The sequence below is a fragment of the Campylobacter concisus genome (assembly GCF_050447445.1).
In the GTDB taxonomy this organism is placed as follows: Bacteria; Campylobacterota; Campylobacteria; order Campylobacterales; family Campylobacteraceae; genus Campylobacter_A; species Campylobacter_A concisus_BI.
This window is the reverse complement of record NZ_JALMFW010000001.1, coordinates 848236-863583: the sequence shown is the minus strand read 5'-3', so window position 1 is coordinate 863583 and position 15348 is coordinate 848236. Positions and strand designations below refer to the sequence as shown.

Annotated in this window: 19 protein-coding genes; 12 read left to right on the top strand and 7 right to left on the bottom strand. The window is 40.8% G+C overall.

The features are described 5' to 3' along the window. Nucleotides 1–26 precede the first annotated feature (26 nt). From MTT30_RS04530 to MTT30_RS04520, 3 genes are all read right to left on the bottom strand, one after another. The gene (locus MTT30_RS04530; protein WP_429801809.1) at nt 27–353 is read right to left on the bottom strand and encodes an ATP-binding cassette domain-containing protein; all 327 of its coding nucleotides are present in this window, start codon (nt 351–353) and stop codon (nt 27–29) included. Nucleotides 354–818: 465 nt separating this feature from the next. Beyond that, nucleotides 819–1424 carry a LexA family transcriptional regulator gene (locus MTT30_RS04525; RefSeq protein ID WP_257640300.1) on the bottom strand — a complete coding sequence of 202 codons (606 nt, stop codon included), beginning with the start codon at nt 1422–1424 and terminating at the stop codon, nt 819–821. A gap of 344 nt (nt 1425–1768) precedes the next feature. Beyond that, nucleotides 1769–2392, bottom strand: a complete 624-nt coding sequence (locus MTT30_RS04520; protein ID WP_429801135.1) for a hypothetical protein — start codon at nt 2390–2392, stop codon at nt 1769–1771. 91 nt (nt 2393–2483) lie between these two features. On the opposite strand from MTT30_RS04520, the gene MTT30_RS04515 reads away from it, so the two are divergent. The 12 genes from MTT30_RS04515 to MTT30_RS04460 all read left to right on the top strand — a co-directional run bounded on the left by MTT30_RS04515 (nt 2484) and on the right by MTT30_RS04460 (nt 10493). Next, nucleotides 2484–2708: a hypothetical protein gene (locus MTT30_RS04515; RefSeq protein WP_021086766.1), complete on the top strand. Its 225-nt coding sequence runs from the start codon at nt 2484–2486 to the stop codon at nt 2706–2708. Next, nucleotides 2709–4766, top strand: a complete 2058-nt coding sequence (locus MTT30_RS04510; protein ID WP_429801134.1) for a DDE-type integrase/transposase/recombinase — start codon at nt 2709–2711, stop codon at nt 4764–4766. Nucleotides 4767–4842: 76 nt separating this feature from the next. Next, complete coding sequence (locus MTT30_RS04505) at nt 4843–5772, top strand: AAA family ATPase (protein WP_087586333.1); 930 nt, start codon at nt 4843–4845, stop codon at nt 5770–5772. A gap of 34 nt (nt 5773–5806) precedes the next feature. Next, nucleotides 5807–6064 (top strand): hypothetical protein, encoded by a 258-nt coding sequence (locus MTT30_RS04500; RefSeq protein WP_429801133.1) that lies wholly within the window; start codon nt 5807–5809, stop codon nt 6062–6064. Between the two features lie 66 nt (nt 6065–6130). Further along, the gene (locus MTT30_RS04495) at nt 6131–6496 is read left to right on the top strand and encodes a DUF1937 family protein (protein ID WP_087586321.1); all 366 of its coding nucleotides are present in this window, start codon (nt 6131–6133) and stop codon (nt 6494–6496) included. Between the two features lie 113 nt (nt 6497–6609). After that, entirely contained in the window at nt 6610–7098 is a 489-nt protein-coding gene (locus MTT30_RS04490; RefSeq protein ID WP_087586332.1) for a host-nuclease inhibitor Gam family protein, read from the top strand. A gap of 189 nt (nt 7099–7287) precedes the next feature. Further along, the gene (locus MTT30_RS04485; protein ID WP_429801132.1) at nt 7288–7656 is read left to right on the top strand and encodes a hypothetical protein; all 369 of its coding nucleotides are present in this window, start codon (nt 7288–7290) and stop codon (nt 7654–7656) included. Next, the gene (locus MTT30_RS04480) at nt 7650–7904 is read left to right on the top strand and encodes a hypothetical protein (RefSeq protein ID WP_429801131.1); all 255 of its coding nucleotides are present in this window, start codon (nt 7650–7652) and stop codon (nt 7902–7904) included. The genes MTT30_RS04485 and MTT30_RS04480 overlap by 7 nt, the downstream gene beginning before the upstream one ends. Nucleotides 7905–8175: 271 nt before the next feature. Continuing rightward, entirely contained in the window at nt 8176–9138 is a 963-nt protein-coding gene (locus tag MTT30_RS04475; protein ID WP_429801130.1) for a hypothetical protein, read from the top strand. Between the two features lies 1 nt (nt 9139). Then, complete coding sequence (locus MTT30_RS04470; protein WP_429801129.1) at nt 9140–9643, top strand: phage protein GemA/Gp16 family protein; 504 nt, start codon at nt 9140–9142, stop codon at nt 9641–9643. Beyond that, complete coding sequence (locus tag MTT30_RS04465; protein ID WP_429801128.1) at nt 9640–9906, top strand: Mor transcription activator family protein; 267 nt, start codon at nt 9640–9642, stop codon at nt 9904–9906. Before MTT30_RS04470 ends, MTT30_RS04465 begins: the two co-directional genes overlap by 4 nt. Before the next feature lie 131 nt (nt 9907–10037). Beyond that, entirely contained in the window at nt 10038–10493 is a 456-nt protein-coding gene (locus tag MTT30_RS04460; RefSeq protein ID WP_087586314.1) for a thermonuclease family protein, read from the top strand. A gap of 4 nt (nt 10494–10497) precedes the next feature. Here the strand turns inward: MTT30_RS04460 and MTT30_RS04455 are convergent, their stop codons facing one another. From MTT30_RS04455 to terL, 4 genes are all read right to left on the bottom strand, one after another. After that, a complete protein-coding gene (locus MTT30_RS04455) occupies nt 10498–10983 on the bottom strand; it encodes a phage virion morphogenesis protein (RefSeq protein ID WP_429801127.1) in 486 nt (161 codons plus the stop codon). 121 nt (nt 10984–11104) lie between these two features. Beyond that, on the bottom strand, nt 11105–12352 hold the full coding sequence (locus MTT30_RS04450; protein ID WP_429801126.1) for a phage minor head protein: 1248 nt from the start codon (nt 12350–12352) through the stop codon (nt 11105–11107). After that, nucleotides 12342–13700 carry a phage portal protein family protein gene (locus MTT30_RS04445; RefSeq protein ID WP_429801125.1) on the bottom strand — a complete coding sequence of 453 codons (1359 nt, stop codon included), beginning with the start codon at nt 13698–13700 and terminating at the stop codon, nt 12342–12344. Before MTT30_RS04445 ends, MTT30_RS04450 begins: the two co-directional genes overlap by 11 nt. After that, complete coding sequence (gene terL, locus MTT30_RS04440) at nt 13697–15340, bottom strand: phage terminase large subunit (protein WP_429801124.1); 1644 nt, start codon at nt 15338–15340, stop codon at nt 13697–13699. Before terL ends, MTT30_RS04445 begins: the two co-directional genes overlap by 4 nt. Nucleotides 15341–15348 lie beyond the last annotated feature (8 nt).

Below are 15348 nucleotides of genomic sequence, written 5' to 3'. Positions count from 1 at the left end.
ATTTAGAGCTAGAATTTCTAGCTCTTTTAAAATGCAAATTTCTTATCTACTATGCGGACTATCCTGCCGCCAAGCCTCTTTGCCTGCTCTTCATTGTGCGTGGTGATGATGATCGTATATTTTTGCGACAAGCTTTTTAAAAGCTCTTCTATAATCAAGACATTTTTCATATCAAGCGACGAACAAGGCTCATCGAGCATGAGCACTTCAGGCTTTGTAGTTAGCATCCTTGCGATGCAAAGTCTTTGCTTTTGACCGCCTGAGAGTTTGCTAGCTGGCATATCAAGGTCATTTATCTCATCAAGTAAATTTACGCTTTTTGTGAGGGGGTATAGAAAATGAGAGTGAGAAATTTTAGCGCGAAATTTTTGAAAGCACGTAAAATAGGCACCTTAAAAAGTTTCACTCTCAGTTGTAATGCAAAAATTCAGCTGCAAGAAAAATCCCTATAATCCCAAATCGTCCGTTTTGTCCCAAAAAAGCGGAAAAATTTAACATCGCAAAAAGACTTTAAATACCAAATAATCGACTTTTAAACACCTTTTAAAGCGTCCCAAAAATCGTCCCAAGATTTTACGCATCAAGGACATATACCGCTTAAGGTTTGCCGTCAAGAACATAGATAAAATTTAAAAATATGGGTATTAAGACACAAAAAAATGCAAAAAATGTGTCTTAATTAAACTTAATGTGTCTTAAATGTATCAAGAGACGATATATTCAAAAGCTTATTAAGACACATCGCAAAAATATCACAATTCAAAGGCTTTATTCTTAAAAATTTGGTATTCTTGATTAAGACACATTTTAAGTTTATTTTAAATAATACATTTAATCACTTTGCCGATAATTTGGCAGGACTCATACGTGTCTTCATCTAGCTCAAAGCTTTCGTAATCTTTGTTCGTGCTTTTGATATATAAATTTCCGCGTGGCGTTTTTTGAAGTATTTTTACCATTAAGTTGTCGTTATACATTATCACATACAAGCCGTCGCCTTTAAATTCTTTTGTTTTTTCAAAAATAACCCAGTTGTCTGGATGAAGCATCGGCACCATAGAATAGCCGTCAACTTGAGCCATACGTAGTTTTTCATTTTTCATTATAGTTTTAAAAAAAGTCGCTGGAACAAAGAACTTATCATCTTCGTCTATAACATCGACTTCTGTTATGTCTACGCTAGTGCCTGCACCGACTTTTTGGTTTATTTTTTTTATCCAGTAGCCATCTGCATTACTTTGTTTTTGCATACTTTTACATACTTGATCAAATTTTTTAAATGCTGCGTCTGGTATAGAATTTCTATTAATCCATTTATCCATTGCTGGTCTCTCAACACCTAATTTCTCGCGAAGCTCTTTATCGGTCTTTATATTCAGACTAATTTTCCATCTATCTAAAATTTCTCTTGAGCTTTGATCCATAAACACCCCTTTTATAAAAAAGTATGCAAAAATTTAAAATATATCTTGACAATGTATGCAAATGTCTGTATAATTCTTTCAAATCTACGAAAAATTATATCTTATTTGAGATTAAATCTTTCAAAGGTTCGAAATAGTTCTTTAAATTTTCATTGTTAAGTCGGCAGAAAGGCAAGAAATGAAAGTCATATTTTGTGGTTCCGAGCCGAGCGAGTCTAGCTTTAGCGTTAGACAACGACTAGGCAAAGGTGCAGAGAGGCTGCTCGCGGTTTTGAGCCAAGGCGGATATTCAAGGGAGCTTGTGAGATACTGCGATAGAGTCTTATATAGACATATAGACTCGATCAATACTCAAGACAAGCAAACGTGTGATGAGTATGCGAAAAAGCTCTTAGATATGAGTTATAAAGTCTTGTATAGTGGATTAAGTTGGCGTAATCAAGTAGATGTAGCCCGAGAAATTCGCGATCTTGTTCACTAGGTATGTCTTTGTGCGACGCATTTAGATACGGCTCATCCATAACTTCGCTAAATTTATACGAAAATTGATAATTAGCAGGTATAAAATAGTCTTTTGGATGAGCTATGCTATCGTCGTGCAAAAGCATTCTAGCGCTAGTGTCTATACACTTAAACTGGTAAGCTAGTATCTCAAATCTAGGCGGTGCGATAAGCATATCGTTATCCTGAAAACTTTTAAGCTCATCAAAGAAAAATCTTCCGCCATCATCTATCTCTTGGAAGTCTCTTTCAAACTCTATCCTAGTATAAAAGTATGCGTTGGCATGCTTTTTGAAAAGCTTGTGAAATTCTTTACTAAGCTTATAGGCAAGCTTAGGCAATGCGCCAGCATAGAACTTCTCGCCGCAATGATAGCACTCAAAGGTATCTAACTTTAACGTGGTTATGGATATCGCCGTAGCTTGCTTGCACTTAGGGCAAGCGAAGTTCATCTTAGCTTCGTGCATATAAATCCTTATTTATGGTCTTAAAACGAGATTATAACTAAAAATTTAATAAGCCGACTTAGCAATGAAAATCATAAGAAAGGAGCACAAAGTGATAAAGAAATACTTCACCGATAACTGCATAAGCATAAGACAGTGGGCTAAAAAACACAATCTTAGTGAGAGAACCACATATATGGTGATAAGTGGTCAAGTGGCAGGTAGTAAAAATTTCGCTACTTCAAGAAAGGTGTTTGAAGTGCTTTTAAGTGAGGGCATAATCAAAGAGCTTCCAAGTGGTCTTAAAAAAGAACAAGAAGAGAGTAAGGCTAGCTAAATGATCTATGTCGAAACTGCTGTGGCTGCTGAAATTTTCGGCGTTTCTTTGAGTGCTCTTAAAGAAGCCGCCAGACGCAATTCTCAAAAATATCAGTTCGTCCGTATAAAAGACGCCGGCATCAGAAGCCGTGGTGGAGCAAAGCTGCTGTTTGCGGTAGAGATCGCGGATATAGATGCAGCGATAAAAAGCGGCAAAGCAGATAAAGATGTATGCGTGTACATAGAGGACGGCTCGGAGCAAAGCGGATTTAGACAGATAAAATTTAGCGAGATCAAGGGCGGCGGCAAAAACAAAGAGAGTGCTAGCGACGGTAAAAAAGAGAATTTAAGCAGGGAATACGCAGTGCTGGACGATGGCGAAAAAGAGGAAATAAATGAAAAAATCAAAGTGCTAAAAGAATATGAAGAGGCTAAAAAACAAGGCGTGTCATGTAAAAAGTTTTGCGAGGACAGCGACATAAGTGAGGCAAACCTTTTTAGATGGCAAAGGGCTTATAAGGAAAAGGGCGCGGCGGCGCTAATAGACAAACGAGGCAAACATAGGAAAAATGCCAGCGTGCTTGAAGAGTGGATGAAGGAGTTTATACTTGAAAATTTCCGTGCTTACGGCGCAGGTGGGTTAAATATAACAGAGCTTTACCGTAGACTCCATCAAGAGTATTTTAGGCGCAGAGGCGAAGTGCATAATTATCCGAAATTTCTAACCGGAAAGATAAAACCGCTCTTTGACGCAGGCGTAATAAAAAGATACCTAGACGGCTATTACGCCATTAACAAGCTTGAATACATAATGATCACGAAAGGCGAAGATAAAGCGAAAAGCTACTTCCAGCCAGCTCTGGGCGATCAGGGCGAGATGATAACCAGACGCAATCAATGCTGGCAAATAGATAGCTCACCGCTTGACGTGATGGTAAGAGACGGAGAAAAAGGAGAGGCTATACGAGCCAATATCCTTAGCATCGTGGACGTATATAGTGGCAGATGTGTGGCCAGTATAGAGAGAAAATCAAATGCCCTGGGCCTTGTAAGGCTCATGTGGAAAGCACTTAATAAACTGGGCAAACCAGACTACATAAAGGGCGACAACGGTAAAGACTACCTAAGCGACCAGTTCCAGCATCTACTAAACGGTCTAAATATCGACTACGATAGAGCCATAGCATATAGCGGCGACGAAAAGGGCTTTGTAGAGAGACACTTTGGGGTAATGCAGCATGCGGGCATCTCTCAAACGCCGGGGTATATAGGATTTAACCTAGCCATGAGAGAGGCAATCGAGCAAAGAACGCCTAAAAAAGACAGATCCGCAAAAGACGAGCTAGGACTTGTTAAAAAGACCAACCTTAAATACCTACTAACGCTAGATCAGGTAAGGGTTAAATTTGAAGCCGAGGTGCTTAAATGGGACATAATGAGTGTAGGACGCAAAAAATCAAGCCCGATGGATCGTTGGAATAGCGATACGACTCCGTTAAAGGGAGTAAGAAAGGAGGAATTTATGTTACATGCGGGGGGATTGGAGTCTAGAACGGTAGGCAAAAAGGGAATTAGTTACGATGCAAGAGAATTCGGCTCGCCGTTTCTCCCGGCCGTAAAAACGCCAGTACTAGTTAGCGAAAACATAGACGACGTAAGCTCGATATTCGTGTTTGATTTGGAGGGGAATTTCATCTGCGAAGCAAATGATAAAGAGATATGTCCTATGAGCGCGGAAACATATAAGGCCGTTAAAAAGGTCTTTAAAGACGATATGAAAGCTATCCGCGCTGTCATAAAACGTGCTGAATTTAGCGAATTTACGAGACTAAACGTAAATTACGATCTCGAAGTAATGCTTGAAGCCCATAAAGAGGCGTTAAAACCTGAAAACTTCAAATACGAGGACGATGACAAGATAGAGACGCTAAAAGAGACCATGAAACGGCAAAAAGAGGTAAATAACATAATAAACGCTGGATTTGATTACGATAAATTAAACGAATTTACCGCAGAGCGAACGACTAAAAAGAAATTTTCCGTAGACGACGCCATAGAGATAGCAAGCGGAGAATAAAAATGCTTTCAAGGTCGTTTAAAGTCCTATTAAACGGCGTTTAAAACATTTAAAAACCGAAATCAAAGGAGGAAAAATGCAGTTAGCAGACAGAATAAAAGACTTCATCGAAGCCAATAAATCAAGCGGCATGAGTCAAAACAAATTCGCTACGGCTTTGGGAATAAATCCCGCGTATATCTCAGGATATATAAAGGAAGGCTCTAGCTACAAGTATGCTGATAAAGTAGAAGAGCCAGCTAAAAACTATCTTGACAATTTTATCCAAAAAGTGGACGTTTTACAAGACGAGCTGCCGTTCGTAAAAACCAAGGATGCCAAAAGCATACACGCGGTGATCGGCTGGGCGGTGCAAGATAGAGATATGGCAATGATAAGCGGAGTAGCTGGCAGTGGGAAGACAAGAGCAGTTCGCGAATACGTGAAAACGCATCCAGACAGCATACTAATCGAAGCCACCATAAATACGTCCGCAAAGAGCCTTTTTAAAATTTTAGCTAGGGAGCTTGGGTTAAATGACAAAGGAAGCATAGACGAGCTGATACGTCAAAGCGCCGAAGCCCTAAAAAAGGTAAGCAGAACGATCATCATAGATGAGGCCGAGCATTTGCCTTACCGCGCGCTTGAAAGCTTGCGCAGGATGCACGATTTTAGTCGTGCTACTCTGGTGCTCGTGGGTACAAACAAGCTACTAATAAATTTAACCGCTTCAAAGAGCGGAAACGAGCTAGAACAGCTAAGCTCGAGAGTCGGAAACAAATGGATACTAGGCGGACTTTCCTATGTAGACGAAGACAAGAAAAAGATAAGAGACGATCTAGAAGCAGTTTGCAAAAACTTCGGCGTAACGCAAAAATCCTGCATCGATCTAATAGAATCGCTAGCTAAAGGAAATTTTAGAAAGACCGAAAAGCTACTAAGAAGGGCGAAGATGCTAAGCGAATACGCAAAGACCCCTATAAATGAAGACGTAGTCAAAGAGGCTACGAAGATGCTGCTTTTATAGTTGTAACGGTTGCAATAGTTGTAAGGAGTAAAAAATGATGAACGTAACGATAAACTCTCTTGAAAATCGCGCGGTGGAGCAAACGCAAGCGGCTGGTCTAGTTAGACTGGTAAGAGAATTTGAAGAAAAAGGATTTGAAATGAGAGTAAGTGCTAAAGGTGAACTATGGGGCATAAGGCGCGGAAACATGATAAAGGGTCAAAAGGCAGACTACTCAAAGAGCATGTTTAAGTTAGTAGGCAAATATATCATAAGAACCGCCGACGGCAAAGTAATCGATACGGCGGCTTAGGTTTGATTTTTCGGGAGCTCTACGGAGCTTCCTATAAAGTTAAATTTTAAGAAAGGAGAAACACCGATGGGTAAAACTACGATGCGCATGGTTTACGTGGCTACGCCCTATGCGGGGCTAAGCGGCGTAAGCGAAACAAACCGCCCATTTTTAGCTAGATATATAGCCAAAAATGTTTGCGCAAGAGTAAGAGAGGCGGGGTATATACCGATAAGTCCGGTACTAGCTTTTAGCGATATATTCGACGAGCAAAAGGATAGGGAATGCGTGCTTGATGCTGGACTTGAGCTACTTAGCCACTGCTCTTACGTATATTTTTATGATTTGCACCCAGACGCTTTTAATAGCGAGGGTATGCGAAAAGAAAGAGAATATGCAAGAGAACTTGGAATTAGCGAGCTTGATTTAGACGGTGGATTGTGGATTGATTGATGGCGTTGCGGATAGTTAAAAAGCAAAGAGCGAATTTAACTGTCTGCTTAAAATACAGATACGTCTTAAAAGTAAGGCATATCAAGAAATTTAGAGCAGAAAGAGAGGAAAGCATGCAAATAAACAGTTTTAGCGACGTAGACGTCGCTTTAAAAAGACTATGCGAAGTAAGCGTAGGTATAGAAAAAATCAATGGCGAAGTAACGCTTGAGTGCAACCGTATAAAAGAAGCTAGAAAGAGTGAAGTTGAAAGACTTGAGAGTGAAAAAAGCTTTTTAGAGCAACAAATCACACTATTTTGTGAAGACAATAAGGCTGAATTTGCCGAAAAACGCTCTAAGGAATTTACCTTCGGTGAGATCGGATACCGCATAAGCAAAAGCGTAAGAGTACCTACCGTAAAAGCCAAGCTTGAGAGTTTGCTAAACTCCATAAAGGCGTTTGGGCTAGGTAAAGAGTGCATCATATACGAGGAAAAGCCTAACAAAGAAGCGCTTGCAGAGCTAAAAGACGAGGATTTGGTAAAGCTCGGTCTTAAAAGAGTAGTGAAAGATAATTTTAGGATAGTACCTAAAATAGAGAGTTTGGAGGTAGGGAAATGAAAGAAAGCGTGTTTCAAGGCCTGTGGCATAACTTTAAGGGCTTAAGAGACGGCAAAAATAGACTTTTGCCTAGATTTGTAAGGCGAGCGAAGTTAAGAATTCGCGTTAAAGGGCTTTGAGCCCTTTAAAATACGTTTAATTCGCTGTTAAACGTATTTTAAAAGGTTTAAATTTTTGAAAGGAGCAAGCGTGACGAACGAACAGTTTGAAGAGATCAAAGAGCTACTAAAGCTCTATAGGAAACAAAAAGCTACAACTATAAAGAAGTGCAAAGAGGAGTTTAGCGAGCGATTTAATAGTGCGTTTTTGGACTATCAAGCGGCGTTTTGCAAATATGCACAAGAGACGAGCTTGCAGCAATATCCACCCAAGTATTATATCGACTCACTTTGCGCTATGGCCGTAGTCGCTATCAATGCAGGACGTGAGGGATTCTTCTGCCATATAGGCTTTTACACAATCACCACTCACATAAGATATATTTTCGACGAGATAGCTAAGCGCGGACAAAATCCGTACGAGTGTATGAAAAAATTTATAAAGGAGAGATCATGCTAGGTTTTTTGACGTGGGGACTAATTTTAAACGTTTATGCTTTTATCGTAACTCTCATTGCTACCAAGATAGTAATTCCTAAATCGGAACGGAAAAGAGATTCTAAAAATATAGTTATAGCAGCGATAACTGTAATGCTAGTTCCTTACATGATGATGGCCTTATGTCTATATGTCATGATAGTCCTAGCAGTTTGTAAATTTGACTATGAAGAGTTGAAGAAATTTAAAGAGAGGACAAAAGGGCTTTAAGCCCTTTAAAGAGCGTTTTAAACTATTTTTAACGCTCTTTAAAAGGTTTAATTTTAAGGAAAGACGGTTTGACAACTAAACAAAGAATTCATCTTAATAATCTACACGAAAAAAAGAGAGCATCGTATCAAGCTAAACTTAATAATGTTCTAAGCTACGATCTTAGTTTTTACCGCTTTAAAAACGGAAAGCTAAATGTGTCAAAACTAGCTAGATGTAGTGGTTTAAGCCGTGGATTTTTAGAAAAAGAGCTGTGGAAAAAAGGATTATAATGAGCGAAATTTTCGAGTTTTTAAAAAGTTCTAGCCTAACTAAGGATAGTTTCAACGAAAAGGTCGAGTTTTTGATAGATGGCTTTTTGGTAAAGCAGCTAATCACACTGATCTACGCTGACGGCGGCACGGGCAAAAGCTACATGGCCTTTGCTCTAGCTAAAAAACTTTGCAAAGAGGGTCAAAGGGTGTTTTTCATAGACTACGACAACCCAGTAGGCGTACTCAAACAACGCGGCGTAGATAGGTTACTTATAGAAAGCTACGAGAATATGAATTATATCCAGCGTTCCACTTTGGAGCTTTGCGGATTCGAGCTTGTTTTAAAGCTAGAAGAAAACGCCGTAGGCAAAGCTTACAAAGATTGCGTTTTTATCCTGGATAGCTTGCGGGATTTCGTAGACATCAATAACGACAACCGCATAAACAGACTGTTCGGCGCGCTCAAGAATTTACGCGAAGCGGGAGCTACCGTGATCATTCTGCACCACTCCAACAAAGACGGCAAAAACTATCAAGGCAGTAACCATATAAGGAATTCTCTCGACGTTATGTATCATCTACTAAAACGCCCTAGCAAGGAAAACGAGTTAAATTTCTTACTTGAAGTAGCCAAAGAAAGAGCCGGAGTAAAAGATAGCGGTTTTTGCGTAAAAACGCTAAATTTAGAACTAAACGAGCTTGACGTGGAAGTAGCTAGAATGAGCGAATACGAGCTAAATTTCACTACTCTAGCACAAAAGATACTAGCCGGCGGCGAGGCAAATAAGACCGAGCTGTTAAACGCTATGAACTACGAAAAAGACGATAGAACGGCTAGGGATTGCCTGGATAAATTCGACGGCAAGCTATGGTTTAGCCGTAAAATGGGCAAGAGCGTGATATATAGTTGCAAGTCGGAGACTACAACCGATACAACTATTACAACTATAAGGGAAAATACCTTAAATTTGGCGGTTTGAGATGAATACGAGCGAACTAAAAAAATACTATATAAAAATGATACAAACATTGAAGCACAACTATTTCGTGGATGACGAGTGTAGGAAAGTATATTTACGGGCGCAATTTGGCAAAGATAGCCTGAAAGAGCTAAGTATAGAGGAGCTTAGGGTCGTGCTAGAGGTCGTGGGATATAAGCCCCATAAAGACGCAAATTTTAAAAGACCTGCGCGAAAAACCAAAGCAACCCGCAAAACCAAAGCAAATAAAACGTCTAGCCCTTCTTTTGTGGCCGGCGAAGATCTAACGCCAGCTAAAGGCAGCCTATACGCGACCAAAAAGCAGCTTGAAACTATTGTTGGTATTTGGGAAGAGATAGCCAACGTAAAAACGGGCATGGCTTTAAGAGAGTTCATCTTTAGAATAGTTAAAATCAGACCTTTGCATCTTAAATTTCTATCAAGGAGTGATGCCGCCGACGTCGTGCAAGCCCTTATTCAAATGAAAGATAAATATTACAAATGATAAATAGCTTCGATATATTCGCCGAGTTCTACAACCGCGTCAAAGAGAGCGAAAGCATGGCCGACATCATCAAAGAATACGGCGGAGCAAATATTTACGTGCCAAGCTACAAAGGTACGTTTAGAAACTACGATATACTCAAAGAATACGAAGAAAGCATAAAGCTAGGTAAACCAAGCCCGGTCGTCATTCGCGAGATCGCCGCAAAACATAACCTAAGCTATAACAGCGTTTGTGCCATAATCAAAGAGATAAGAGCCTAGTTTGTTCGAGTAAGTGTGTCCTCTTTCCTACGCTTTTCTTTAAAATCTAACCCGTAGAGACTTCCGCCTTTAACCCTTTTTTGACAAAGTACTCCCAAGAAACTATAATGCGCCCTAAAAAGGCCTTTAAAATGCTTAAATTGCTAATATTTGCGAGCCTGCTATTTGCTTGCGCCTTTGCGGACTATGAGGCAAAGGTAGTAAAAATTTCAGACGGCGACACGATAAAAGTCTTGACTACGGATAAGCAAGAGATAAAGATAAGGCTTCACGGCATAGACGCCCCGGAAAAGAAGCAACCTTTCTCGCGTTTATGCAAACAAGCTCTGGATGATAAAATAGCCGGAAAGATCGTAACCGTAGCAGGGGATAAAAAAGACAAGTATCAAAGGACTATAGCAAAAATATTCCTTGACGGAGAAGATGTGAATAAATTTATGGTCAAAAACGGCTACGCTTGGGCTTTTAGGAAGTATTCCAAGGAGTATGCAAATGATGAAGCGTATGCCAGGGATGCAAAACTAGGCCTTTGGCAAGAAGATAGTCCGACTCCGCCTTGGGATTTTAGAAAAAAGAGAAGAAACTAGACTACTACCTAAAGCTATCCTTTATGAAATTTATAGCTACTTTTTTTACGACTTCTTCGGTTTTATCCGGCAATTTGCTGCTCTTATCTACCGGCAAGAACGGGCGAGCCGCGATTCTTACGTTTTTACTTCGTCCCGCCTTATTGGTGCCGAATTGATGAACTAGCCCGTAAGCAAAGCCGTTTTTATTCGTATTATTAGATACCGTGGCTTTTTTATCGTCTGCTTTAACTATCCATTTATCCGCTAAATTTCCGTCCGATCTTAAAATATTAGATGACTTTCCTAGTTTTTGTTTTTGCCTAATCGTACTAGGTTTCAAGGCCTGCCATTTTTGTCCGAACGGACTGCTCTCGTTCTCAAAACTAGCTTCTATTTCGTTTTGTAAGATATTGCCTAGAGTTTGCATTAGCGGCTTGGTTTTTTTGTCGATATTTTGCAGAGATTTTAGCTTCGTTTGTAGCTCTTCTAGGCCTTTAACTTCTATCATTTGCCTTTATTCCTTGAGAGTGGTATAATTATACAAAGTAGATAAGAGATGGCCCAGATTTGGCAGGGTTCCAGTTGCAAAAGCAAGCTGTATATGACTTGGGTTCGATGCCCGGCCTTATCTACTTTATCTTTATATATCTTTTTTTATCTTTCAAAATAGCTTTATAATTTTCTACGGGTATCCTCGTAATAGTCGCTATAAAATTATCGGTTTTAAATTTTTTAAGCGTATAGTCTAGGCGGATGACGGCGTAATTTATCATGTTATCGTTTTGTAGGCTATTATAAAAATATAGTAAAACATTGTCCTTTTTATCGTAAAATACGCGTTTAGCTTCGTCAAATACGCCTACTACGGCTTTTATTTCATCGATATTGGGCTCTTTTCCCTTCGGCTTGCTATCTCTCGTGATGTGCGAGATGGTGTTTTGATAAACGGCTATACTGGATGCTTTGGGCTCTACGTCGATGATTTTTAGATTTTTCTTGATACTTTGCTTTAACTCCCCTACTTGAGCCACCTGATAAATTTTATCTTTGATGATTTTACCGCCAATTACGGCATTTACCATATCATCTAAGCTTTTTTGCCAAACATAAATATCTCTTTCATGCTCGAAGTTTTCTAATGTCTGCTTTAAATTTTTCTTTGCTAGACTTGATGTAACGGCATCTAAAACCTTATCTTGCTTGCCTTTTAAAATTTTATCCGTTTTATCGACTTTGCCTGGATTATACGCAAAGTCCTTTTCTGCAGCTTGGGGCAAAAACGATCCGTCGGCAAGCGGCACGATGCCTCTAGCTACGCATTCGGCCTCTGTAAGCACCTGCACCTTGCAGCGGCACCCCCAGCCGTTTGGCGGATAGTTGGTATCCCAAAATTTATCAGTTTTAGGTAGTGTCTTGCCGTGAAGCTTTCTATGAGCTTCTCTTGTTCTGCTATCAAGCACTGCTGTATAACGGAAGTATTCGCCAAGGCTTTGCATCTGGCTTTCATACCTAGCCTTAGCGTAGGCCGTTCTCATATTGGTGTTAAATATAGTTCTTAGCCGCCTATTGCCTACGTAAATCTCTTTTTCTTCGCCAGTCCTTGGGTCTTTTACCTTGATATTTCCTAGCCAGCCTTTCTTTGCTAGCATAGACTTTACATTCTTTTTCCACTCGTCAAACCCGACGCCCTCTTTAAAGGCTTTGGTGAGCGAAGCCTGTGTATCCTTTAAAAGATCTAAATTCATCATCTTTGCGACGGTAAAAGCCTTTTTATGGGCGTCGTGCATGATCTCGTCGTAATCAAAGTGTGCTTCTGGCTTTTTGCTCTTTAAATATTCATAAACCGCCGTAGGCTCCTCGAAAAAACTAAAATTCATCTACATATCCTAGCATTTGGGCATTTGCTACAGCTCTAAACATTAGTGATTCAAGCCTCTCAAATGGCAAATCATAAAGCTCGTAAAGCTTATCGAAGGCCTCTTCGTAAGTCTCGCTGCTTGCGATTAGTTTGTTTAAGACTGCTTCTATCTCGCCGTCTTCTACATCCATCTCGTCCGTGGCTTTATCAAATCTATCTAAAGCCTTTAAAGAGCCTTTTAAGGCTGCTAAATTCGCTTTGTTAGCTTTTAAATTTTTATCTTGCGCCCCGGCATTTTCGTCGATCTCGATATTGTAAGTCGAGGTTATATATTTTTTGGTCGGAGCAAAGCCCATATCGTATAGTGTCTTGTCTCTTGTAGCGCGCTCGGTATTAGGAGCGTCTTCGTCGAATAGTTTGGCGTAAATCTCGCCGTTATAGCCGTTGATCTCCTTAAAAAAGCTTATGGCCTTGTTCATCACAAAGATTAAAATTTTAGCATCGTTTGCGGCCAAATCCTCTCTGATTTCATTATGCGTCTTTGCCGCGGCATAACTGCCTTCTTTTACGTCGCTAGTCAAATTTGCGCCTAAAATGGCCTTGCTGATTTGATTGTCGAGGTATGCGGGAAGTCTCGTAAAATCTACGTTTGAGGTAGGCTGCACCAGCGTGATCTCCTCGTCCGTATCTATGACCGCGCTATCGCCGCTAAGCATAGCTTGCACTTCCGCAGCCATTTCGTCGGGCTCGTAGCTAGTTTTTGCTATCGCCCAGGGCGATCCGAATTTTTCTAAAAATCTAAACCAAAACTTCAAGCTGGCGTTTTTCATTTTAACGGGGAAATAGAGCTTTTTAAGTAGCCCATCTCCGTATACTTTTCTAAAATTCGCTCTGTTTAATGCATATATAACTTTTAAAGGCGGAATACTCTGTTCGCTTCCGCCGGCGCTAAACACGAACTCGCCCACGTCGTTAAATTTAAATTGCCTAAAATCACGCTGCACGAGTCTTGGGTATACAAGCCCTTCTTTTTCTTTGTAGTTAACCTCGAATACGTTTAGCCCGTAAAGATAGGTCTCTAAAATTTGGCTGACGACGTCGGGATTAAAAATCTTTTTAAATTCGTCTTTAATTTTTTCATCGTCGCAAACGATTTGGATCTCTTTTTTCTCGGTCACGGACTTGCGGCTCACGTCGCACTGCGTAACGGTAAGATCGGCTAGTATCATATCCATATCGTCGTCGCCAATGCTGGAAACTCCCGTATTTATCAGCAAATCTATCAGGGTACCGTTTTGGGGGATGAGAGCCGCCTTCTTGCGCTGTGGCTGCTCGGATTTATTTTTAAATAATTTGTCAAATATCATCTTATGCGCCTTTTTACTTTCTTTTTTAGTTTTGTTAAGTCGTATGCGCCCGCCAAGCTGTCGGGCGCGTCGTCGTGCTTGGCTTCGGGATACTCCGTAAGCTGCTCGATGAGCAGGCTTTGGCTTTGATGAAAGAGTATTTCGCCGTCTTCTATAGGCACTTCAAGCTCCTCTATTCTTTGACCTTTGCTTGCGGTATTATTCACGCCTTTTAAAGGTAGTTTAATGCCTATCTCAAAGGCCTTTTCTCTGATCCATCCTCTAAAAAACTCCTGCCCGCCGTTACTCTCTATCGCACAAACGCGGCATTTATAGAGCTGATTAAGCCTGATGATCTCTTTAATAGTCTTTTTGGTCTTCATGACCTCTACTATGCTTTCTGCCACGTAGATCTTGGCTTCTGCCCTGCTTACTCCTAACACCGTTATAGCCGTGTAGTCGCTCTTTTTCTTTTCTCCTGCTGGGTCGATATACATCACAAAATAATCGCACCTTGGAAGCTCACGATAAAAATGCATACTCTCTTTGGTGAAAATTTGAGTTTCGCTACGCGGATCGTTTTGCTGCTCTTTGTTGAAGCTTTTTAAGTTTTCGGCGCGCTTTTGCATGAGTTTTAAAATCGGTAGCGCATCCTGCCAAAGCACCCGCGCCCCGTCGTCCATAAGGGCTTTGTTTTTTAAATAAAACGTTTCGCTAGCCTCTTTTGAGACGTTTTTGTAAAGCTCGCTCCATCTCTCCCATAAATCTATACGCTTTGGGTAATTTATGATGCTTTGGTACTTTTTGGCATTCCAAAATTTAAGCTTGAGCTTCCTAGCTAAAACGCTATCTGCGTGAAGTACGGTGCCGATATAAAGCACGTCGAGGCTACCGTCTACGCTACCCAAATTTAAAACCGCTTCGTCTAGCCACTCCTCGAGCTTATCGCGCTGCTCTTTACTGCGCACGTTGGTGTCATTTTCTAGGTCGTCTAGGACTACTAGATCGGGGCGGTATACGCCGAACTTCACACCGCGCAGTCTTTTACCCGAGCCAAACGCCTTAAGCTTGACTCCGTTTTTAGAGACGAACTCGCCTATCTTCCAGTTCTTGCTTGCGCCGCAGACGTGTGGGAAGTCCATTTTTAAATTTGCGTTGTCCTCAAGCTCGGCTTTGATGGCTTCAAGACACCCCTCAACGAGCTCCACGGCATCTGAAATTTCGACTATGAATCGCTTCTTGCCAAAACAAATACACCAAAGCGGAAGAAGCTGTGAGCAATACGTGGTCTTTGCATGCCCGCGCGGCGCGGCGCGGGCATATTTGTCTCCGCTTGTGTTTTGCGTCATAGCTTCAAAAATCTGCGCTAGATCTTCGTGAAGCGCGCAAGAGCTGCTAATGCTAAAATAGTGTGGGAAATAAGTCCTTGCAAAAAATATAAAATCGTGCTCGGCGCGTTTTACTCTTGCGACCCTATCTTTAGGAGATAGAGGACTATTTAGATGTATCTGCTCTTTTAGCTCACCACTAAGCTCCTCCAGCCAGCCATAAAAGTCTTTGCGCGTGAGTTTGCTGAGTTCTGGCTCCACGGCGCCCGCTTGCCTATGGCTTTCGCGGCTATCCTCTAAAAAGCTATCCAGTTCGTCTTTTGAAAAAAGCATGTATTCTT